At 60.9% G+C, this 19,810-nt stretch carries 19 protein-coding genes and 1 tRNA gene; 12 read left to right on the top strand and 8 right to left on the bottom strand.

Annotated features, from left to right (window positions below; genetic code table 11):
• Positions 1 to 121: 121 nt before the first annotated feature.
• A complete protein-coding gene (locus NCHOL11_RS07330) occupies positions 122 to 346 on the bottom strand; it encodes a hypothetical protein (protein ID WP_097091710.1) in 225 nt (74 codons plus the stop codon).
• A gap of 657 nt (positions 347 to 1,003) precedes the next feature.
• On the opposite strand from NCHOL11_RS07330, the gene NCHOL11_RS07325 reads away from it, so the two are divergent.
• The 5 genes from NCHOL11_RS07325 to NCHOL11_RS07305 all read left to right on the top strand — a co-directional run bounded on the left by NCHOL11_RS07325 (position 1,004) and on the right by NCHOL11_RS07305 (position 6,143).
• Complete coding sequence (locus tag NCHOL11_RS07325; protein ID WP_097091709.1) at positions 1,004 to 2,041, top strand: rod shape-determining protein; 1,038 nt, start codon at positions 1,004 to 1,006, stop codon at positions 2,039 to 2,041.
• Between the two features lie 251 nt (positions 2,042 to 2,292).
• Positions 2,293 to 3,198, top strand: coding sequence for a glycosyltransferase family 9 protein (locus NCHOL11_RS07320; RefSeq protein WP_097091708.1), 906 nt, complete (start codon positions 2,293 to 2,295; stop codon positions 3,196 to 3,198).
• Positions 3,199 to 3,202: 4 nt separating this feature from the next.
• A complete protein-coding gene (locus NCHOL11_RS07315; protein ID WP_097091707.1) occupies positions 3,203 to 3,664 on the top strand; it encodes a DUF6165 family protein in 462 nt (153 codons plus the stop codon).
• Positions 3,665 to 4,750, top strand: coding sequence for a polysaccharide pyruvyl transferase family protein (locus tag NCHOL11_RS07310; protein ID WP_097091706.1), 1,086 nt, complete (start codon positions 3,665 to 3,667; stop codon positions 4,748 to 4,750). It begins immediately after the preceding gene.
• 106 nt (positions 4,751 to 4,856) lie between these two features.
• Positions 4,857 to 6,143: a Coenzyme F420 hydrogenase/dehydrogenase, beta subunit C-terminal domain gene (locus tag NCHOL11_RS07305; RefSeq protein ID WP_176502195.1), complete on the top strand. Its 1,287-nt coding sequence runs from the start codon at positions 4,857 to 4,859 to the stop codon at positions 6,141 to 6,143.
• Here the strand turns inward: NCHOL11_RS07305 and NCHOL11_RS07300 are convergent.
• From NCHOL11_RS07300 to NCHOL11_RS07275, 6 genes are read right to left on the bottom strand one after another with little or no spacing between them, the layout of a single operon-like run.
• On the bottom strand, positions 6,140 to 7,177 hold the full coding sequence (locus NCHOL11_RS07300; protein ID WP_097091705.1) for a Gfo/Idh/MocA family protein: 1,038 nt from the start codon (positions 7,175 to 7,177) through the stop codon (positions 6,140 to 6,142). The two genes, NCHOL11_RS07305 and NCHOL11_RS07300, sit on opposite strands and share 4 nt — an antisense overlap.
• Positions 7,174 to 8,187 (bottom strand): MDR/zinc-dependent alcohol dehydrogenase-like family protein, encoded by a 1,014-nt coding sequence (locus NCHOL11_RS07295; protein WP_217991046.1) that lies wholly within the window; start codon positions 8,185 to 8,187, stop codon positions 7,174 to 7,176. The genes NCHOL11_RS07300 and NCHOL11_RS07295 overlap by 4 nt, the downstream gene beginning before the upstream one ends.
• An 11-nt stretch (positions 8,188 to 8,198) precedes the next feature.
• Positions 8,199 to 9,344: an inositol-3-phosphate synthase gene (locus tag NCHOL11_RS07290; RefSeq protein ID WP_097091704.1), complete on the bottom strand. Its 1,146-nt coding sequence runs from the start codon at positions 9,342 to 9,344 to the stop codon at positions 8,199 to 8,201.
• A gap of 12 nt (positions 9,345 to 9,356) precedes the next feature.
• The gene (locus tag NCHOL11_RS07285) at positions 9,357 to 10,280 is read right to left on the bottom strand and encodes a glycosyl hydrolase (RefSeq protein ID WP_097091703.1); all 924 of its coding nucleotides are present in this window, start codon (positions 10,278 to 10,280) and stop codon (positions 9,357 to 9,359) included.
• Positions 10,277 to 11,104 carry a TIGR04290 family methyltransferase gene (locus tag NCHOL11_RS07280; RefSeq protein ID WP_097091702.1) on the bottom strand — a complete coding sequence of 276 codons (828 nt, stop codon included), beginning with the start codon at positions 11,102 to 11,104 and terminating at the stop codon, positions 10,277 to 10,279. Before NCHOL11_RS07280 ends, NCHOL11_RS07285 begins: the two co-directional genes overlap by 4 nt.
• Positions 11,101 to 11,721: a histidine phosphatase family protein gene (locus NCHOL11_RS07275; RefSeq protein WP_255254796.1), complete on the bottom strand. Its 621-nt coding sequence runs from the start codon at positions 11,719 to 11,721 to the stop codon at positions 11,101 to 11,103. The genes NCHOL11_RS07280 and NCHOL11_RS07275 overlap by 4 nt, the downstream gene beginning before the upstream one ends.
• 273 nt (positions 11,722 to 11,994) lie before the next feature.
• On the opposite strand from NCHOL11_RS07275, the gene NCHOL11_RS07270 reads away from it, so the two are divergent.
• The 7 genes from NCHOL11_RS07270 to NCHOL11_RS07240 are packed head-to-tail and all read left to right on the top strand — an operon-like array spanning position 11,995 to position 19,640.
• Positions 11,995 to 13,107, top strand: a complete 1,113-nt coding sequence (locus NCHOL11_RS07270) for an SDR family NAD(P)-dependent oxidoreductase (RefSeq protein ID WP_097092802.1) — start codon at positions 11,995 to 11,997, stop codon at positions 13,105 to 13,107.
• Positions 13,104 to 14,183, top strand: coding sequence for an SDR family NAD(P)-dependent oxidoreductase (locus NCHOL11_RS07265; protein WP_097091700.1), 1,080 nt, complete (start codon positions 13,104 to 13,106; stop codon positions 14,181 to 14,183). The genes NCHOL11_RS07270 and NCHOL11_RS07265 overlap by 4 nt, the downstream gene beginning before the upstream one ends.
• Positions 14,183 to 15,265, top strand: a complete 1,083-nt coding sequence (locus NCHOL11_RS07260) for a glycosyltransferase family 4 protein (protein WP_255254737.1) — start codon at positions 14,183 to 14,185, stop codon at positions 15,263 to 15,265. The genes NCHOL11_RS07265 and NCHOL11_RS07260 overlap by 1 nt, the downstream gene beginning before the upstream one ends.
• A complete protein-coding gene (locus NCHOL11_RS07255; RefSeq protein WP_097091699.1) occupies positions 15,262 to 16,386 on the top strand; it encodes a CgeB family protein in 1,125 nt (374 codons plus the stop codon). The genes NCHOL11_RS07260 and NCHOL11_RS07255 overlap by 4 nt, the downstream gene beginning before the upstream one ends.
• The gene (locus NCHOL11_RS07250) at positions 16,383 to 17,486 is read left to right on the top strand and encodes a CgeB family protein (protein ID WP_097091698.1); all 1,104 of its coding nucleotides are present in this window, start codon (positions 16,383 to 16,385) and stop codon (positions 17,484 to 17,486) included. Before NCHOL11_RS07255 ends, NCHOL11_RS07250 begins: the two co-directional genes overlap by 4 nt.
• Complete coding sequence (locus tag NCHOL11_RS07245; RefSeq protein WP_097091697.1) at positions 17,483 to 18,562, top strand: CgeB family protein; 1,080 nt, start codon at positions 17,483 to 17,485, stop codon at positions 18,560 to 18,562. The genes NCHOL11_RS07250 and NCHOL11_RS07245 overlap by 4 nt, the downstream gene beginning before the upstream one ends.
• A 31-nt stretch (positions 18,563 to 18,593) precedes the next feature.
• Positions 18,594 to 19,640, top strand: coding sequence for a UDP-glucuronic acid decarboxylase family protein (locus NCHOL11_RS07240; RefSeq protein ID WP_097091696.1), 1,047 nt, complete (start codon positions 18,594 to 18,596; stop codon positions 19,638 to 19,640).
• An 87-nt stretch (positions 19,641 to 19,727) separates the two neighbouring features.
• Here the strand turns inward: NCHOL11_RS07240 and NCHOL11_RS07235 are convergent.
• Positions 19,728 to 19,803, bottom strand: a tRNA-Lys gene (locus tag NCHOL11_RS07235).
• Positions 19,804 to 19,810 lie beyond the last annotated feature (7 nt).

The raw sequence follows: 19,810 nt of genomic DNA, 5'->3' as shown, positions 1-19,810 counted from the left end.
GGCTCAGCAGCTGTGACGCCCGACTTCCACGACGACCTGAAATTCAATGGCGGAAATGTGCAAGCGAAAATTTACCACTGAACGGAGCAGCTTGCCCGAATCATCTTAGGCAATTGGCGAATCAGCTGACCAGCCACCAGCCGAGCAGGCCCAGTGTCGCAAGCAAGACGATGGGGCCGGCCCAGCGCGAGCAGAACTGGATGCCGGTTTCGGCATTCTCATATGTGAAGAGCTGAAAGTGCTTCTTTGGAGAAGACGTCTTGATCGCAGGATCGTGCCGGGGCGCGACGGACAATTCCGTTGTATCGGCTGTCTTATCCTGAGGTTGAGGTGACAAGTCGATCATCTGCAAAGGCCCCGAGCAATATGCGCTTATATCACATAGGAAAACTGGCTCAAAAAAGAAGTGGTCTGTAGGAATTTCCTAGGCTTTTTAAGGAGCAACGGACCAGACATAATCTCAGTGGCCGCGACAAACCTCTGAAAAATGGAGCCGGACATACCGTGGTCTAAAATCCATCATGTTCAGTTTGGAAGGCAGCGAATTGACGCATCGTTGCTTGTGGCGACTAATCGGCCGCATCTCACAAGATGGATAGCAGGATCAGACGCCCTTGAGGCGGGGAGCAGAAAATGGCGGCCCGCCTGCCATTAAAAATTCTATAAATTAGGTTATTTGTCGTCGTTAGATGCCCGTCTATGCCTTTGAACAACCATTTGAATCCGTTTCAGTAATGGACCTCTTCATCTGGATCAAATTTGTGTATCTTGAAATCAGTTCAGCGGCATGACCTATTGTTCAGCGCAGGCATATGCCCGCATTGCGACCCAAACTGGCCCCGCTACTCAGCTTTGAGAGCGGGGTTTTTTGATGGGGCACCGAGCTAAAGCAATTCGGCTGGCCCCAGTAACCGGACGGGTCGTCGCAGGCCTCTTCTGCTCGCGCGGGCGCGTAGGCAGGGGCGAGCCCAGCCGTCCCTTCCGAAAAGATCGCCATCCTTCAATGAAATTACCACGGTTCCTTTCGTCCTCCGCGTTTGACATGGCCATAGACCTTGGCACGGTGAACACAGTCATCCATGTCCGCGACCGCGGGATCGTCCTTAATGAGCCGTCGGTCATAGCCATCGAGACCCAGCAAGGTTTCCGCCGCGTGAAGGTTGTAGGCAATGAAGCCAAGCTGATGATGGGAAAGACGCCCGCCAATATTCAGGCGATCCGGCCGCTTCGCGATGGCGTCATCGCAGACATCGACGTGGCTGAGCAGATGATCAAACACTTCATCGACAAGGCGCTGAACGGCAGCCGGTTTGGACGCCGTCATGAGGTGGTGGTCTGCGTGCCTTCGGGATCAACCATGGTGGAACGGCGGGCTCTGCGTGACGCTGCCGCCAATGCGGGGGCGGCCCATGTGCAGTTGATCGAGGAACCGATGGCGGCAGCGATCGGCGCGGGCTTGCCGGTGACGGAGCCGCGCGGCGCAATGGTGGTCGACATTGGAGGCGGGACGACAGAAGTCGCTGTCCTGTCGCTGCGGGGGATAGCCTATAGCAATTCCGCCCGCGTTGGCGGCGACCGTATGGATGATGCCATCGCTTCACACATCAGGCGCAACCACAATCTGCTGATCGGCGAAGCAACGTCGGAGCGGGTGAAGTGTGAAATTGGCGCGGCGACCCTGCCTGATGGTGAAGGGCGGCGGATCATCGTCAAAGGGAGGGACTTGGTCAATGGACGCCCTGCTGAAATGACGATCAGCGAAGCGGAGATCGTCGAAGCGCTCGCTGAACCGGTCGGCCAGATCAAGATGGCGGTGAGAACCGCGCTGGAGCAGACCGCACCTGAGCTGGCGGCGGATATTATCGAGGAAGGCATCACCCTGACCGGCGGCGGCGCGCTGCTGCGGCGGCTCGACGAAGCTCTGATGGAGGAAACGGGCCTGCCGGTGAAGATCGCCGAGACACCGCTGATGTGCGTTGCGATGGGCGCGGGGAAGGCTCTGGAAGATAACGCCTATCAGGGCGTCCTCGCCATTTCCTGATCGTTAGAGCAAGCAACTGCCCACGAGCCATCGCGCAAAGGAAAGCGACGCCTGTAGTCAGATAACCAATCCGCGCGAGCCTGTCCGGTCGAGCGAAGGCGCTTCCAATGGTTCGGGGATATTCTACGGACTTGTCCTCGCCATGGTGACCGGGAGGTCAAACCAGACCGCCGGGCGCCGGGTTCACGCCGCTAACCTGGGATATCGGCAACCAACATGAACTTGCGTCGTAGGCGCGGATTTTGAAGGGCATGGCTGACCGCATGTCACATTGGATAGCGTCCATGCGGGCAGGGGAATATGCCGCCGCTTGGGCGCTGGCCGAACAGGAGTTGGCAGAGCGTGATCCAGCCAGGCGGGACGATCCAACGCTTCCCTATCATATGCGTTGGGTTTGGGACGGCCGCCCCTATCGCGGTAAGCACTGCCTGATACGCTGTTACCATGGACTGGGCGACACGATCCAGTTCGTCCGTTTTCTTCCGCTGTTGCGAGCAAGGACGCGATCGCTGACCGTGGAGGTGCAGCCACGGTTGCTGCCTGTTTTGCAGCGATCAGCAACGCGAGCGGGCGAAACGTCCATCCGCCTTCTTCCTTTCGACGAGGCACGGCCGCTCCCGCCATCGGAATGCGACATGGAGATAACCGAGCTGGGCTTCGCGTTGAAAGCGAGGCCTGAAGACACATCCGTTCCTTACCTTACTGCTAGTCCTGGAGTGCTGCCGCGCGGCACAGTTGGACTTCGTTATGGGGCGGGGGAATGGGACCCGTCCCGATCAATCGCCCCTGAATTGCTGGCCCCGCTGTGCAAAGAAGCGCGCTGCCTCAGTCTGATGCCTGAGCCGACCACGCTTCCGGTCATCAATCGGGAGGGCTGTCCCTTTGACATGGAGGCGACGGCGGCTTTGGTCGCGGCCACCGACCTCGTGATCACGGTCGATACGATGATCGCTCATCTGGCTGGGGCCATGGGCAAGCCGGTCTGGTTGCTGCTTAAAGCAAATCCGGATTGGCGCTGGCCCGCGGCTGGCATCCGGACGCCTTGGTATCCGTCGATGCGCATCTATGCCGATCTGGATGGCGGCGGTTGGGAACCAGTGGTGGAACAGGTTCGGCGCGATCTGGCGATGCGCTATACCGGGTCAGCGAAAGGTTAGTGCAATGGGACAGATACCTACGCCTTCAGTGCCCGTGTCCTGGGGCGAGTTGATCGACAAGTTGACGATACTGGAGATCAAGCGTGCCCGCATCGAAGCGATCTCTGCCCATAAAAATGTCAGCAGGGAATATCGGCTGCTGAGCGTCATCGGTGCGGAGGCGTTGAAGGTGCCCGAAGTCGAGCCGTTGCGTCACAGCCTGAAGCAGGTGAATGAAGCATTGTGGGATATCGAAGATGCGATCCGCGAACGAGAGGCTGCTGTCGATTTCGGGACGAGTTTCGTCGCCTTGGCTCGCTCAGTCTACCAGATGAACGATCGGCGGGCGGCCATAAAGCGTGAGATCAACCGCGTGCTGGAATCGGAATTGGTGGAGGAAAAAAGCTATGCCACCGAGGGTAGGAATTCGGGGGCATTCCAGCGCCCTTTGCGAGAAGGCGCGTCGTTGGCGGACCGGACCCGTTAGATGCACGGCAGGCATCAGCCTCTTCTGGGCAGGCGCCTTGGCATCCTGACCTTTCACCGTTGCATCAACTATGGTTCCTATTGGCAGGCTCGGTGCCTGGTAGACGGCCTGAGAGCGTTGGGCGCGGACGCGGTGCTGCTGGATCACGAATGCGCAGCTGCGGCAAGGGCCGAGATCAGATGCGCCTTTCGTCCCACCTTGCCTCAACCGACGCCGAGGTCGGACTTCGCAGCCTACGGGCGCAAGACCCGGAAATTTTTAGAGGCGTTCGCTCAGTTGCCCCTGTCAGTCGCTTTTCCTCTCCACCGCCCGGACAAGCTGGAGGAATATGACGCTATCATCGTAGGCAGTGACGAGGTGTGGAACCTTCGCCATCCCTGGTACGGGGGATGTGCGACATTCTATGGAACTGGCCTTCGCGGGCGGGTGATTTCCTATGCCGCCAGCTTCGGCAATCAGGATGCTGCCGATGGACTTCCGCCCTATTGGGCGGATCAGTTGCGCGGCTTTGCTTCGCTTTCGGTGCGGGATGAGAATAGCCGGAGCATGGTTCGTTCAGCGCTGGATGTTGATCCGGCCCTGGTGCTGGACCCTTGTCTTCAGTTCCCGCCGCAATTCGCTGGCGAAGAGAGAGAAGGGGAGGGGATGGTAGCCGTTTACGGACATAATTTCCCCAGCTGGTTGTCGGATCATGTCCGGGCATGGGCCATGAAAAGCGGCCGCCGGATCGTCAGCATCGGCTACCGCAATGATTGGGCCGATGAGCAGCGCCTCGCCTCCGGACCGCATGAATTTGCGCGCTTCATGGCGAGCGCGGATGCCGTCGTGACCAGCTTCTTCCACGGCTGCGTTTTTGCGATTTTGAACCAGAAGCCGTTCGTGACGGTGCCATCCTCCTATCGCGCGAACAAGGTTCATGATTTGATGCGACGTTTGGGATTGGAACGCCGACTGGCCCGGCAGGGATCGGGCGCGGGATTTTATGCTTCTCTACTTACCGACCCGCTTGACGATCGAGTGAGCGATCGGTTGTCGCGGTTGCGGCAACATTCAGCCGATTATCTTCTCCACGCGCTGGTGCCCTGAAGTCATGGGTCGGGATGAGCCTGTCAGTCCACTGGACATGGTGCGATCCGGCCTTTGCATCGGGTGCGGGGCATGTGCGGCCGAGGCGGCTTGCAGCGGCGCCCGGATGGATTGGGATGGCGAAGGGCAGTTGAAGCCGGATGGACCGCGCGAATGGATGCGCTCGCGGACCCGTGCTTTCTCAACTCTCTGCCCATTCTCGCCTCAGTCAGAAGATGAAGATAGCATTGCGGCCCGTCTTTTCCCCAAGGCCGCAGGATCGGATCAGTGGATTGGCCGGTTCGAGGGAGCCTATGTTGGGCACGCTTTGGAGGACAGCTACCGTGATCGGGGCAGTTCGGGCGGCATGGTCAGTTGGGTCGGGGCAGAACTGCTGCAGCGCGGCTTGGTCGATGGCGTCGCTCATGTGGCACCCGCCGATCCCGACGCAGGCGGGCGCTTCTTTCGCTACAGCATCTCGCGTGATCTCGATGCGCTGAACCGAGGCGCGAAGTCCCGATATTATCCGGTCGATATGGCAGGGATATTGGAGGAAATTCGTGCCGTTCCGGGCCGTTATGCCATCGTCGGCATTCCTTGCTTTATCAAAGCGGTTCACCTGGCCTGCGCGCAGGATACGGTGCTGCGTGAGCGCATCGTTTTCACGCTGGGTCTGGTGTGCGGCCATATGAAGAGCCGGAACATGGTGGAGAGCTTCGGCTGGCAGATGGGCGTCGATGTGCGTGATGTGGCACGGGTGGAGTATCGGCTGAAGGACCCGAGCCGTCCGGCAAACTGGTACAGGGCTCAACTTTCTTGCCGGGATGGTGAGGAGCGGCAACAGGATTGGTGGCACCTCGTCGATGGCGACTGGGGATCTGGCTTCTTCCAGAACAGCGCGTGCGATTTTTGTGATGATGTAGTGGCGGAGACGGCCGACATCAGCTTCGGTGATGCGTGGGTAGAACCCTATTCTTCGGATGGCCGCGGGACCAACGTCGTGGTCGTACGGTCCCCTGAGATCCACGCGCTTTTGCGAAACGGGCTGGAGCAAGGCCGCGTCGCGCTCAGCGCCGTCGATGCCGACTTTGTGCGGGAGACTCAAGCAGCGGGCTTCCGGCAGCGGCGGGAAGGGCTCGCCTATCGCCTCGGATGGGCCCGGCGAGGCGTAAAGCCGCGTAAACGTGTACACTCCGGGCATCACCATCTTGGATGGCGGCGGAAGCTGATATACCGCTTGCGGCACAGGATCAGCCGAGGGAGCAGCGATGCATTCCAGCTGGCGAAAAGGCTGGGACGACCAGGCATCTTCATGGTTTGGGGGCGCCTGATGTTAAAGCTCTATCATGGCGTCACCTATTCACGTGGGCGATTGGGCGCCGCATTCGACTGGGCGGAACGGCGGCTGGGCTAACGCAGGCTCGCGGCGTAAATACCGTCCATGACGGCCGCGATGGCGGCGAAGCTTTCGCATTGCGGATCGAAGCGGGGAGATCGGGCGAGTTGCGTTGCCCAGGCACTCGCCATTTGCCCGCCCCAAGCGTCGCCTGGCTCCGCCAGCGTCTGCCGCGCGGTGCCATGGAAAAGCTCCGCCTTGAAGTCATAGAAGGAGGCGTTGACGTTGCGGAAGGCTGCACCTGCCTTGCTCCCGAAGAAGTCTGCGGTGATGACGGCGTCCTGCCCCGCAGGAAGGTGCCAGGAGCAGGCGATGCGCACAACGCATCCGTCGGCAAGGCGGAGCGTGGCAATCCCGAAGTCCTCGACCTGGCTATCCCTGTCGGTCAGCGGGTGACCCTTACTGAACAGGTCGGCGTCGATATGGTCCACTTGCGGGAACCCTAGCGTCCAGAGAGCGAGATCGATGAGATGAACCCCCAGGTCCATCATGCAGCCGCCTCCCGACAGCTTAGGATCATAGAACCACGGTTTGTCAGGACCATACGCATTGTGGAAGGTCAGATCGATTGCATGGATCGGGCCCAACTCCCCGCCGTCGACTTGCTGCTTGATCGCTCGCATGCCCTCGGTCCCGCGATAGGAGAGATCAACGCCCAGCAGGCGGTCGGACGCCCTGGCGGCTGCGATCACGGCCTCCACTTCGGCGCTGCTCCGCCCCAGCGGCTTCTGGCAGAAGACAGGGTTGCCGCGCTCCAACGCACGGATCGACTGTTCGGCATGCAGCGCACTAGGCGTGGCGATGACGATGCCGTCCAGATCCCGCTCCAGCAAGGCGTCGAACGAGTCCAGCTGTGCAGCATCCGGTGCAAGCAGCGCAGCGTCCGCTGTATTGCCGGGGAGCGCGTCGGCGATCGCCGCAGCTTCGATGCCGCCGGTCGCGAGCATCGCTTCCATCCGGTTGCGGCCGATCCAGCCGACGCCAAGGAACCCCAGGCGGGGGCGAGGTAGAGTAATCGCGGAGGCGAGGGCTTCGCTGGAGGAAAGGTTCATAGGATTACCAGCGCCTTCACGAGATTGTCCGGTTTGTCGCGGGTGGCGTCTAGTGCTTCGCCCAGCTGCTCAAGCGGATAGCGATGCGTATAGAGCGGCGCCGGGTCCAGTCGGCCCGACGCGACGGCTTCGACGGCTTCCCTGATGCCTTCCACATAGGTGGCGGGATCGCGCTCATGCGCATTGATGACGTCAATCCCACGCCAGTTCCAGAGCCACATATTGACCTGGCGGGGGCCGTCCTGATGATAGCCTGCGATGATCAGCTTGCCGCGCTCTGCGGTGAGTTCGGCTGCCAGGTCGAGCGGCCATTGTTTGCCCACGGCCTCGATGACCCGATCGCAAAAGCGGCCGCCGGTGAGGTCGCCCACCCGATTGATGATGGCGTGATGGTCGTCCATCATGATCGTTTCAGCAGCACCATAGCTGCGGGCGAGATCGAGCGAGCACTGCCGACGCGATATTGCGATCACGCGAGCGCCAGATTCGGTTGCGAGCTGCGTCAATATAGCGCCCAGAAAACCGGCGCCGATTATGGCGACGGTTTGACCAGCGTGAATGTCGGCCCGGCGGAAGATGTTGAATGCGCAGCCCAGCGGCTCTCCGGGAAACGGCACGCCATCAAGGGCAGGAGGCAAGGGAACGACCGCAGACTCTTCTGCCAGATCATATTCAGCATAGCTGGCATAAGAGAGGGCCGTGACCCGATCGCCCGGCTTCACACTGGTAACAGCCTCACCCACGGCGTCGACGATACCCCATCCTTCATGGCCCAGAGACCCGGGTTCCAGCGGATATTGCTGCCATTCCGGCCCGGCCCATGGCGTCAGATTGGATGCGCAGACACCGCATCCTTCCAGCTTCAACCGGACCTGCCCCGGTCCTGGCTCAGGAAGTTGCGCATGGTCGATCCGCACCGTGCCCGGTGCCGTGACGGTCGCTACCCGCATCGTGGCGGCAGGCGCATAACCAGTATGATCTCCGCGGCCGTCATCTATGGTGAGGGGCATCATCTGATCCATCATTCCGCCGCCAGCGCCACCGCGCCCTCTCCATTGATGAAGGCTTCAAGCGCCTCATATGCTCGGTCGTCAGTCATTTGGTCCGGAGGGTGCTTGCAGAAATAGGCAGCGGCAGGATGGACGGGCCCGCCAATGCCGCGGTCCAACGCCACCTTGGCGCAGCGGATCATGTCGATCGCCACTCCAGCCGAATTGGGGCTGTCCTCCACCGACAGGCGCAGTTCAAGGTTCATCGGAACGCCCCCGAACAGCTGCCCTTCCATGCGCAGGAAACAAACCTTGTTGTCATTCTGCCAGGCGACATAATCCGACGGGCCGATGTGGATATTCTCATCCTCCAGCCGGGTTTCAGCGACCGATTGCACAGCCTCCGTTTTCGAAATCTTCTTGGACTTCAGCCGGGTACGGTTCGACATGTTGAGGAAGTCGGTGTTGCCGCCGGTGTTGAGCTGATAGGTGCGGTCCAGCTTCACGCCGCGCTTGGCGAACAGGTCGGTCAGCACCCGATGGACGATGGTCGCGCCCAACTGTGCCTTGATGTCATCGCCGATGATTGGAACGCCTGCGCTTTCAAAACGCGCCGCCCATTTGGGATCGCTGGCGATGAAGACCGGGATGTTGTTCACAAATGCCACGCCCGCGTCCAGCGCACACTGCGCGTAGAATTCGGTCGCCTCCTGCGATCCAACGGGCAAATAATTCAGAAGCACGTCCACCTTCGCTTCTCGCAAGCGTCTGACGATATCGCTGCGGCTCGGCTGAGCTTCCTCTTCTGCTAGGAGGAAGGTCCGATCGTCCGGATGATCCGCCATATGCTCTGCATAGCCGTCGAGAATGTGGCCCATCTCCACCTTCACACCCTGTTCGGGCACCTCGCGGCAGAAGGTCTGGGTGCAGTTGGGCTTCGCAAAGATGGCCTGCGCGACATCTTGCCCGACCTTGCGCCGGTCGATGTCCCAGGCTGCGACCACCTGAATGTCGCAAGGACGGTAGCCGCCAAGATCCCAATGCATCAGCCCCAGATGATCATTGCTTTCAGCCCTGTAGTGGGACAGCCCCTGAACCAGCGAGCTGGCGCAATTGCCCACGCCGATGATGGCGATGTTGATCGGCTGCCTCGCCAGGCTATGCGGTGATGACGTCATGCTCCTTCTCCTTCAGGCGGTGCGAACCGCTGGCATGGTTGCCGATGCGGGGGCGTAGCGATCGATCATCCAGGCGCAGAAATCAGCGAAAGCATCGGGCTCGTGAACCGCGCTGCTATGATGGGGGGCGATGCCCAGATGCTCGGGCGTGAAGCAGAAGGTCACCGTCACGTCGAAGTCCGCCAACGCCTCCATCTGGCGGTCGAACCAGTCGATTGCATTGGGCCGGAAGCTGTCGGCCCAGGACAGGCCAGTGCGAAGGTGGCGGACGCCGAGACGCTTCATCCAGGCCACGGCATCATCCAGGCGCGGGTCTTCGAAATGAAACCACTGCATCAACCCCATGTCGCCAGCCACCTTGGCATAATCCTCCAGCGCAGGCTTTGGCGTGCCATCCGCCCGGATGAGTCCCATGTAGAAATGGCGGTAATAGCTCGACCCTTCGGCCTCGCGGTGCCGGGTGGTTGCCCCCCATTCCTGGGGCAAATCATAAAGGCTGTACCAGAAGATGCGGGGCACGCGGCCGACAAGCAGTTCCGCCGTGCGGTTGACGCCGAACACCTGCACTTCCTCTGCCCCGAAGGAGCCGACGCCGACCTCCGTCACCCAGATCGGCTTGTCTGGAACGACCGCTTCGATCTCCGCAATCTTGTCCGGCCAGTCATGGATCGGCCACAAATTCCAGTCGAGCGGGAAGCCATGGACTGCCACGACATCCACAGCATCAAGCGCGCCATGATCGCGCATGCGGTTGACCCAGTGGGGATCGATCGGAGACATGCCGCCCAATACGCGCGTCACCGCCGGATTAGCGTCCTGAATGGCTGATCCGGCCCGGACCACCATGTCTGCATAGCGGGACCAGTCGGGATCGATCTCCAGGTCCCAATGCGATTTGTTGTTGGGCTCGTTCCAGATCATCGCGGCTTCGATCATGCCTGCGTTACCTCCTGCGGTGATTGTGCTGGATAGACCGCCGCGCTGCCCATCAGGTCCGCATAGGGGACGGGAGCAACGCGGCAGAGATAGACTTCCTCTTCGGGTTCGGCCTCGATGGTGAACCCGGCGGCACGCAACAGCGCCTGACTGCCTGCCTTGTTGGGCGCCCACCAGTTGGTCCAGTCATGCGCGAACTTGCGTTCGATAAAGTGCATTCGCGGGAAGGCGGGATTGTCGAAAAAGGTGGGAGGCCGGTTGGTGCCGGGAACGTGGAAGGGGTGGTCTTCCGGCACCAGCAGGACATCGGCCGACCCCTGTTGCATTGTCTGGAACAGCAGCAAGTCGCCCGCGACATGTTCGCGGATCAGGTCCAGCGCGAGCAGCGGGTGCCGCAGGTGATAGAGCACTCCCATGAAGATGACGACATCGAACCGCCGACCAAGCTTTGCCACGTCATAGACTGAAAGATTGTGGAAGCTGATTTCATCATAGCCGAGCGCGCCGGCTGCAAAGCGTGCCTGCGCCAGATACCGATCGTCTGAATCGATCCCTATGACCTCCGCCGCGCCACGGCGCTTCATTTCAATGGAATAGAAGCCAGCGTTGCAGCCAATGTCGAGGACCGACTTGCCAGTGAGGTCTTCAGGCAGGGCGTCTGCGAACCGGGCGAACTTGAAGGCGGGATAATCCCCCAGGAAATGATCTGGCGCGGTCTCTATCCCGCCGATGTGCAGATTGTGAAACCAAGGACCCAGTTCTGCAATCCGACGACGAAGGTCGCCATCATCCTTGTGGTCAGCGGCGATCTTCACTGTCTTCATGCTGGCACCTCATTCAGGCGAGAGACGCGACCGCCGGACGGGCCGAGCAGCACCGTGCTGACCGATCCAGGCTGAACGTCGAATTTGAGGATGTTGTCGAAGCTTAAACCCAAAAAATGGGCGACCATGCCCCGGATGATGTCGCAATGGGTGACGCACAGGAACGTGCCGCCGGGCTGAGCTTCCGCCAAGGAGTTCAGAAACGCGACCCCTCGATCGATCGCGGCCGCCATCGTTTCGCCACCGGGGGTGGCGGCGGTGGCCCTGCTGTCATTCCAGCGCTGCCAGAGGGGATCTGCACTCAGCTCGTCAAATGCCTTGCCGTTCCAAGCGCCGAAATCGAGCTCATCCAAATCCGGCGCGATCTGTACCTCCAAGTTGGCCGCGCCTGCGATTATCGAAGCCGTTTCCACGGTGCGCGGGCGGGGGCTGGAGTAAATAGCGCTGACATGTTCTTGGGTCGCCCAGCGCGACAAAGCTTTCGCCTGACGGCCTCCTTCCTCATTCAAAGGAATGCTTCCCGCGCGTCCGCTCAGAACTCGTCCCAACTCATCATGCGCGCCATGGCGAATGAGGTGAAAACAAGTGTGATGTGTTTTCTGGGGTGTCGCAAGCATCAACATAGATGCTGCTAACAATATCGAAGTCAGGAAAGTTCCATATCCGATCCGACTTTCGTAGGCAAGTAAAAGCTAATGATACACATAAGTTAGTGCAGATAATATAGGTTAGTAATCAGAGATATTCTGTTGGCTCTATCGTTAATGTCGGGCGAAAACTCGGGGAACTTGCCGGTAGAAGAAGATGTTGCTGCTGCCATTACCTGTTGTTGCCCTACTGCAATGAGCCGCCTTTCCCGCGGCTGTTTCACCATCATGAGGGGATTGGCCGTGGAGAATATACTCGTCACTGGCGGAGCGGGCTTTATCGGCCGGGCGGTTTGCAAGGAGTTGCTGGCGCGCGGGAACAGAGTTTGCGTGCTCGATAATCTGATCGAACAAGTCCACGGCGATGGTGAGCGGCCCGAGGATCTGGATAGCGAGGTAGAACTGATCCGCGGGGACGTGCGCAACGGCGATGTGGTCGAGCATGCCCTCAAAGGCGTGGACAGCGTTATCCATCTCGCCGCCGAGGTAGGCGTGGGACAGTCCATGTATGAGGTGGAACGTTACACATCCGTCAATGATGTGGGGACGGCTGTTCTCTTTGAAAGGCTGATCGGCAACCCCGTCCGGCGCGTTGTTACCGCGTCCTCGATGAGCATCTATGGCGAGGGGCTCTATCGCGACGCGGACGGTCAAGTCGTTCAGGATGCAGAGCGCGGTGCCATTCGCGACAATCAGAAGATTTGGGAACCGCTTGACGGAGCAGGGCGTCCGCTCACGCCGATCGCCACGCCGGAGTGGAAGCGGCCTAACCTCGCGTCCATCTACGCCCTCAACAAATATGTGCAGGAACGCACGACCCATATCATGACGGCTCCCTATGGGATGGAGGGCGTCTGCCTGCGACTGTTCAACGTCTACGGGCCGGGGCAGGCGCTTTCCAATCCCTACACTGGCGTGCTGGCGATCTTCGCATCCCGGCTGCTGAACGGTCAGAAGCCGATGATCTTCGAAGATGGCGAGCAACGCCGCGACTTCGTGCATGTGAGTGACGTCGCGCGCGCATTCGCCGACGCGCTTGAACTGCCGCAAGCGGCCGGCGGCACCTTCAATATCGGTTCTGGCCATGATCGATCTGTTACGGAAGTGGCGGAGAAGCTGGCGCAGGCGATGGGGCGCAACAGCATCGAGCCCGAGATTGTCGGCAAGGCGCGCACAGGCGACATACGTCATTGTTTCTGCGACACCAGCCTGGCGGAGGAGAAACTCGGCTTCCGGGCAAGGCAGGACTTTCAGGAAGGTCTTGCCGAACTGGCCGAATGGGTGGCGCAGCAGACCGCCGACGATCGTGTCGATCAGGCGCGCGCCGAACTCGAAGCAAGAGGGCTGGTCGCATGACGCCGCCCGATCGCAGACCTGTTCTTGTTACCGGTGGCGCTGGCTTCATCGGCAGCAACATCGCTGACCGGCTGGCTGGGGAAGGCGAGGAGGTCATCATCTACGACAGCCTTGCCCGTCCAGGGGTTGAGCGGAACCTCAGATGGTTGGAACAGCGCCATGGGGCCAGCATCGTCCCCATCATCGCTGATGTCCGGAATGGGGGGCAGGTGGAGGGGGCTGTAGCCAAGGCCAAGGCTGTGTTCCACATGGCGGCGCAGGTCGCCGTCACCACCAGCTTTTCCGACCCGCGCGCAGACCTTGAGGTCAATATGCTCGGCACGTTCAACGTGCTGGAGGCCGCACGGCGCTGCGTTTCTCCGCCGCCGGTGATCTTCGCATCGACGAACAAGGTCTATGGTGGTCTTGAGGATGTAGAGTTTCGGCTTGAGGGCGGCGCCTATCATCCGGCCGAAAGCACCTCGCGCGAGCATGGCATAGACGAAAGCCGCCCGCTCGACTTCCACACCCCCTATGGCTGTTCGAAAGGGGCGGCGGATCAATATGTGCTCGACTATGGGCGCAGCTTCGGCGTGCCCACGGCCGTGCTGCGTATGAGCTGCATTTATGGTCAGCGGCAGATGGGGACGGAGGACCAGGGCTGGGTCGCTCACTTCCTGATCAGCGCGATCGAAGGGCGGCGCATCATCCTCTATGGTGATGGCTGTCAGGTTCGCGACATTCTCGACGTGCGGGACGCGGTCGGTGCCTATCTTTCGGTATGGCGCGACATCGACAGGCTCAGCGGCCAGGCCTTCAACCTGGGAGGCGGGCCGGACAATGCCGTCAGCCTGCACCAGATTTTGAAGTTCATTGGCGACTATGTCGGCCGCCAGCCACTTATCGACATGGCGGACTGGCGTGCAGGCGATCAGCGCTATTTCGTGGCGGATACGCGCAAGCTTCAGAAGGCGGTGGATCTCAAACCCCGAACGCCATGGCAGAAGGGGGTCGCCGACCTGGCGGAATGGCTGCTTGCTGAACGGCCGGAGCGTAAGGCCGTCGCGGCCCCCGCGATGGCGGCGAGGGCGCTTTGATGGCGATGCGTCATCTATTGCTCACATGCGATGCCGTCGGCGGCGTCTGGCAATATTCCACCGACCTTGCCCGCGCCCTCGAACCACTTGGTTACCAGGTCACGCTTGCGGTCATGGGACCGTCTCCCAATGAAGCAGCCCGCGACAGTATCGCCGGGTCGGCCAATATCAGCCTGGTCGACAGCGGACTTGAGCTTGACTGGCTGGCGGCCGATCCCGCGCCGGTGATCGACGCCGAGCGGCGTCTGGCCGAGATGGCGGGCGATCTCGGCGCGGACCTTGTTCAACTACACACGCCAGCGCTCGTCAGCATGGGGCGCTATCGCTGCCCTGTTATCGCGGTCCAGCATAGCTGCGTCGCGACCTGGTGGGCGGCGGTCCATGGCGGAGACATGCCCGAGGACTTCGTCTGGCGGACAGAGATGGTGGCGCGCGGCCTTCAGCATGCCGCCGTTGCGATCGCCCCCAGCACAGCCTTCGCAGAGGCGGTTCGGCGGGTCTATGGCGTCATGCCCTTTACAGTGCATAATGGCCGGGCTCTGCCAGTCCCGGCGCGAAAACCAATGCGCGATTATGTCTTCACGGCCGGGCGTTTATGGGATGACGGCAAGAATGTCCGCGTGCTGGATGAGGCTGCTGCCCGGATCAGCGCTCCCTTTCTCGCCGCAGGTCCGGTCATCGCACCACATGGCGGTGCGCTTGCCATAGAATCGCTTCAGGCGATCGGCACGCTCGATGAGGTTGGGCTCGCCGAGAGGCTAAGCGAGCGGCCAGTCTTCGCTTCGTCAGCGCTTTACGAGCCGTTCGGGCTTGCCGTCCTCGAAGCGGCATCAGCCGGGTGCGCCCTCATATTATCAGATATCCCGACATTCCGTGAGTTGTGGGAAGGCGCTGCCACCTTCGTCGATGCGAACGATGCCAAAGGCTATGCCCGCGCGATCGAGCATATGCTGAGCAGCCGCGCTGCCCGCCTGGACGCCGGGGGGAGGGCACAGGAACGCGCCCACCGCTACATCCCCGCTGCCATGGCGGGAGCGATGGCTCACCACTATGCCATGGCCGAACAAAGGGTCGCCGCATGAAGATCCGCTATTTCACCCACTCGCTGCTATCATGCTGGAACCATGGCAACGCGCATTTCCTTCGCGGCGTGCTGCGCGAACTGGCCGCTCTGGGCCATGATGTGCTGGCGCTGGAGCCGCAAGGCAATTGGAGCCTCTCCAACCTTCTTTCGGATCATGGCGAAGCAGGCCTCTCTGCCTTTCATGCCGCCTACCCTGAACTCAAAACCTTCAGCTATGGGCCCGACAGTGAACCGGAAGCGCTAATTGATGGTGCCGAGGTCGTCATCGTGCATGAGTGGAATGATCCCACGCTGGTAGCCGCCCTTGGCAGCCTCCGTGCAAGAGGCGCGACATTCACGCTCCTCTTCCACGACACGCACCACCGTGCCGTCTCAGATCCCCAGGCAATCCGGGCTTTCGACCTGTCGGCCTATGACGGGGTGCTGGCGTTCGGTGAGACCTTGTCCGAGGTTTATCGCCGTTGGGGCTGGGGCGACCGCGTCTGGACCTGGCACGAAGCAGCAGACCTCAAGCATTTCCGTCCGCCTCAGGTGGAGAAGGATCGCCAAGGCGTCGTCTGGATTGGAAACTGGGGCGATGGCGAGCGAACAGCCGAATTGGAAGATTTCCTTTTTCGCCCGGCGTCACAGGCTAACTTGCCCCTCGACATCTACGGGGTACGCTATCCTGACGAGGCCCTCGCCACACTAAAGCGCTATGGCGTAGATTATCATGGCTGGGCAGCCAATGCTCGCGCGCCTGCCATCTTCGCGCAGCATCTCGCCACGGTTCATGTGCCGCGCCGCTACTACACGCAGCTGCTGCCCGGCATCCCGACCATCCGCGTGTTTGAAGCGCTGGCCTGCGGCATTCCGCTGCTGTCGGCGCCATGGGAGGATAGCGAGCATCTCTTCCGTTCCGAGCAGGACTTCCTATTCGCGAGCGATGGGAAGGAAATGGCGGATCATCTTCGCGCAGTTGCATCCGATCCGGACCTGCGCGCGTCGCTGATCCGCAGCGGACTGGAAACGATACGCAGCCGCCATAGCTGTGCGCATCGCGCAGAGCAGCTTGTGGGGATCATCGCGTCGCTCAATGCCTCCGCCACACCGATCTCGCTTGCAAGGAATGTCGCATGAGAATTGCCTTCTACGGTTCCAGCCTGCTTTCCTCCTACTGGAATGGGGCGGCGACCTATTATCGCGGCATCCTGCGCGAACTGGCTGAGCGCGGCCATGACGTCACATTCTTCGAGCCCGACGCCTTTGATCGCCAGCAGCATCGCGACATCGATCCGCCTGAATGGGCGCCCGTCGTGGTCTATCCTGCAACGACCGAAGCGCTGAACGAGGTGATGGATCAGGCGGCGAGCGCTGATGTCGTGGTGAAGGCGAGCGGCGTCGGTGTGTTCGATGACGAGCTATTGCAAGGCGTGATGGAGCGCGCTCGCCCTGACGCGCTGCGTATCTTCTGGGATGTGGATGCGGCGGCTACTCTGGATGAAATGCGGGCGGCGCCCGATCATGCTGTCCGGCGGGCGCTCCCGGGGCTGGACCTCGTGCTGACCTATGGCGGCGGCGATCCGGTGGTGAGCGCTTATCGGGAAATGGGCGCGCGCGAGAGCATTCCCGTTTACAATGCCCTCGATCCGCAGAGCCACTTCCCGGTCGAACCGGACCCGCGCTTCGCCTGCGACCTGGCGTTTCTAGGCAATCGCCTGCCGGACCGTGAAGCCCGGGTCGAGGAATTTTTCCTCAAGCCCGCCACGTTGCTTTCAGAACGCAGCTTTCTCATCGGTGGCAATGGATGGGAAAGCAAGGCGATGCCGTCCAACGTTCGCCATCGCGGCCATGTGTACACGGCGGAACATAATGCTTTCAACTGTACGCCGCTCGCGGTGCTCAACGTCGCCCGGGACAGCATGGCGCATATCGGTTTCTCTCCTGCCACCCGCGTTTTCGAAGCAGCGGGAGCAGGAGCCTGCCTCATCACCGACGCCTGGGAAGGCATTGAGTTGTTCCTGAAGCCTGATGAGGAAGTGCTGGTCGCCCGCGACGGGCAGGACGTCGCCGACCACCTCGCTACGCTCACCCCCGAACGCGCGCGGATGATTGGCCGAGCCGCTCTTGCCCGCGTCCGCGCCGAACACAGCTACGCCCTGCGTGGAGAGCAGGTGGATGCCATTCTGCGTGAACGGAGTGCCGCCAAGACACCGCAACAGGAGATGGAAAGAGCATGAAACTCGTCGTCCTCGGCCTCAGCCTCTCATCCTCCTGGGGCAATGGCCATGCCACCACCTTCCGAGCCCTGCTGTCGGCTTTTGCCAAGCGGGGGCATGACATTCTGTTCCTTGAGCGTGATGTCCCCTGGTATGCCAGCCAGCGAGACCTAGTGGATCCAGATTATTGCCGTCTGGCGTTCTACGATGATCTTCCCTCGCTCGATCACTGGCGCGGGGAGATCGAAAGTGCCGACGCGGTCATGGTCGGTTCTTATGTGCCGGAAGGTATCGCGGTCGGCCAATATGTGCAGCGCCATGCCCGCGGCACCACGCTTTTCTACGACATCGACACGCCGATCACCTTGGCCAATGTGCGTGCGGGAAAATGTGATTATCTGTCGCCAGACCTCATCTCCGGATATGACATTTATTGCTCTTTCACTGGTGGCCCGACGCTTGATCTGCTGGAGCGTGAATATGGCTCGCCCATGGCGAGGGCACTTTATTGTTCGGTCGATGCGGCGGCCTACCGGCCGATAGATGTGCCGAAGCGCTGGGACCTGTCCTATCTCGGCACTTATAGTCCAGATCGGCAGCCTACCTTGGAACGGTTGCTGATCGAACCCGCGCGCCTGATGCCTGACCGGCGCTTCGTCGTAGCCGGTCCGCAATATCCGGCGGACATCGATTGGCCAGCCAATGTGGAGCGGATCGAGCATCTGCCCCCGCAGGACCATGCGGAATTCTATTCGGCCTCACGCTTCACCCTCAACGTGACGCGCGCCGACATGATTGAGGCGGGATGGTCACCCTCCGTCCGGCTGTTCGAGGCGGGGGCTTGCGGGACCACGATCATCTCGGACGTTTGGCCAGGCCTTGGCGACCTGCTGACACCAAACAAGGAGATATTGTTCGCCTGGAATGCCGAGCAGGTGATCGTCGCGCTGGATGAGGAGCGCGCGGCTGTCGGCGAAGCGGGGCGCGCCCGCATCCTCGCCGAACATACCGCCGACCATCGAGCGCAGCAGCTCGAAACCTACCTCCACGAAGCTTCGGCGATGCAGGCGCAGGATAAGGTCGCAATCGCAGGATGACGTCCCGGCAAAGGGAGAAGGATAACAACGGATGATAAGCATGAACAAAAATGTGTCGCTGGTCGCAGGCGGAGCTGGCTTTATCGGTTCCCATCTTTGCCGCGCTCTTCTGGAACAGGGGCATGACGTCATCTGCCTCGACAATCTCCAGACTGCGCGCGAAGTGAATCTCGAAATGCTGGAGGGCCATCGCGCCTTCAGCTTCATCCGCGCCGACATCGTCGATCCGTTGCCCGACGCCGTGACGCGCCGCCGGGATATCACGCGCATCTACAATCTCGCCTGCGCAGCGTCGCCTCCGCAATATCAGGCAGATCCTGAACATACGATGCTGACCAGCGTCGTGGGTACGGATCGGCTGCTCAGGCTCGCGGAACAGAATGACGCCCGTTTCCTCCTGACCTCCACCAGTGAGGTTTATGGCGATCCTGAAGCGCATCCCCAACGTGAGGATTATCGTGGCTGGGTGAACTGCACCGGCCCTCGCGCATGTTATGACGAGGGCAAGCGAGCCGCCGAAGCCATTGCCTTCGACTTCGCTCGCCTGGGCCGCGCCGACGTCAGGGTCGCACGCATCTTCAATACTTATGGCCCCAACATGCATCCGGACGATGGGCGGGTCATCTCCAACTTCGTCTGCCAGGCGCTGTCGGGGAAGGACATCACTATTTATGGCGACGGATCGCAGACGCGCAGCTTCTGCTATGTGTCTGACATGGTCGATGGGCTCATGCGTCTGATGGAATCGGACGTGGCCGACCTCCAGCCCATCAACCTGGGCAATCCGGAAGAATATAGCATGATGGAGGTGCTGGAACTGGTCAGGGCGCAGACCGGCACCAGGTCACGCGTCATCCGCAAGCCCTTGCCCATCGACGATCCCCGGCGCCGCCGCCCCGATATCAAGCGCGCGCGGACACTGTTGGACTGGGAACCCCGCGTCTCATTGGCCGAGGGGCTCGCGATCACCTGCGCCTTCTTCGAGAAGGAGCTGTTTTCGCAGATGCCCGACTACGCCTTTGATGGCGCCATCGCGGGAGCGGCCTCGACAGCCAGCGCCGGTCTCGCAGCGGAGTAGTGGAGGCGGCCCACCAATTCAGGTGATCTCCGTAACTCTCGGATTTTGCGAGTTTCCGTTGCTAACTATTTGAAGATAGAGGGAAGGTGGTGGACGCACTAGGGCTCGAACCTAGGACCCGCTGATTAAGAGTCAGCTGCTCTACCAACTGAGCTATGCGTCCACACTCG

It is taken from the genome of Novosphingobium sp. Chol11, assembly GCF_900218065.1.
Taxonomy (GTDB): domain Bacteria; phylum Pseudomonadota; class Alphaproteobacteria; order Sphingomonadales; family Sphingomonadaceae; genus Sphingobium; species Sphingobium agri.
Note: the sequence above shows the minus strand (reverse complement) of the source record. Positions and strands in the feature narration are given on the sequence as shown.

What these genes read in the sequence shown, in the direction of transcription:
- NCHOL11_RS07320 (WP_097091708.1), top strand. Translation starts at nt 2,293, where the DNA reads ATGGCTGACCGCATGTCACATTGGATAGCGTCCATGCGGGCAGGGGAA.
- NCHOL11_RS07275 (WP_255254796.1), bottom strand. Translation starts at nt 11,721, where the DNA reads ATGCTTGCGACACCCCAGAAAACACATCACACTTGTTTTCACCTCATT.
- NCHOL11_RS07260 (WP_255254737.1), top strand. Translation starts at nt 14,183, where the DNA reads ATGGCGATGCGTCATCTATTGCTCACATGCGATGCCGTCGGCGGCGTC.
- NCHOL11_RS07285 (WP_097091703.1), bottom strand. Translation starts at nt 10,280, where the DNA reads ATGATCGAAGCCGCGATGATCTGGAACGAGCCCAACAACAAATCGCAT.
- NCHOL11_RS07295 (WP_217991046.1), bottom strand. Translation starts at nt 8,187, where the DNA reads ATGCCCCTCACCATAGATGACGGCCGCGGAGATCATACTGGTTATGCG.
- NCHOL11_RS07310 (WP_097091706.1), top strand. Translation starts at nt 3,665, where the DNA reads ATGCACGGCAGGCATCAGCCTCTTCTGGGCAGGCGCCTTGGCATCCTG.
- NCHOL11_RS07250 (WP_097091698.1), top strand. Translation starts at nt 16,383, where the DNA reads ATGAGAATTGCCTTCTACGGTTCCAGCCTGCTTTCCTCCTACTGGAAT.
- NCHOL11_RS07255 (WP_097091699.1), top strand. Translation starts at nt 15,262, where the DNA reads ATGAAGATCCGCTATTTCACCCACTCGCTGCTATCATGCTGGAACCAT.
- NCHOL11_RS07300 (WP_097091705.1), bottom strand. Translation starts at nt 7,177, where the DNA reads ATGAACCTTTCCTCCAGCGAAGCCCTCGCCTCCGCGATTACTCTACCT.
- NCHOL11_RS07245 (WP_097091697.1), top strand. Translation starts at nt 17,483, where the DNA reads ATGAAACTCGTCGTCCTCGGCCTCAGCCTCTCATCCTCCTGGGGCAAT.
- NCHOL11_RS07330 (WP_097091710.1), bottom strand. Translation starts at nt 346, where the DNA reads ATGATCGACTTGTCACCTCAACCTCAGGATAAGACAGCCGATACAACG.
- NCHOL11_RS07240 (WP_097091696.1), top strand. Translation starts at nt 18,594, where the DNA reads ATGATAAGCATGAACAAAAATGTGTCGCTGGTCGCAGGCGGAGCTGGC.
- NCHOL11_RS07325 (WP_097091709.1), top strand. Translation starts at nt 1,004, where the DNA reads ATGAAATTACCACGGTTCCTTTCGTCCTCCGCGTTTGACATGGCCATA.
- NCHOL11_RS07305 (WP_176502195.1), top strand. Translation starts at nt 4,857, where the DNA reads ATGGATTGGGATGGCGAAGGGCAGTTGAAGCCGGATGGACCGCGCGAA.
- NCHOL11_RS07265 (WP_097091700.1), top strand. Translation starts at nt 13,104, where the DNA reads ATGACGCCGCCCGATCGCAGACCTGTTCTTGTTACCGGTGGCGCTGGC.
- NCHOL11_RS07315 (WP_097091707.1), top strand. Translation starts at nt 3,203, where the DNA reads ATGGGACAGATACCTACGCCTTCAGTGCCCGTGTCCTGGGGCGAGTTG.
- NCHOL11_RS07290 (WP_097091704.1), bottom strand. Translation starts at nt 9,344, where the DNA reads ATGACGTCATCACCGCATAGCCTGGCGAGGCAGCCGATCAACATCGCC.
- NCHOL11_RS07280 (WP_097091702.1), bottom strand. Translation starts at nt 11,104, where the DNA reads ATGAAGACAGTGAAGATCGCCGCTGACCACAAGGATGATGGCGACCTT.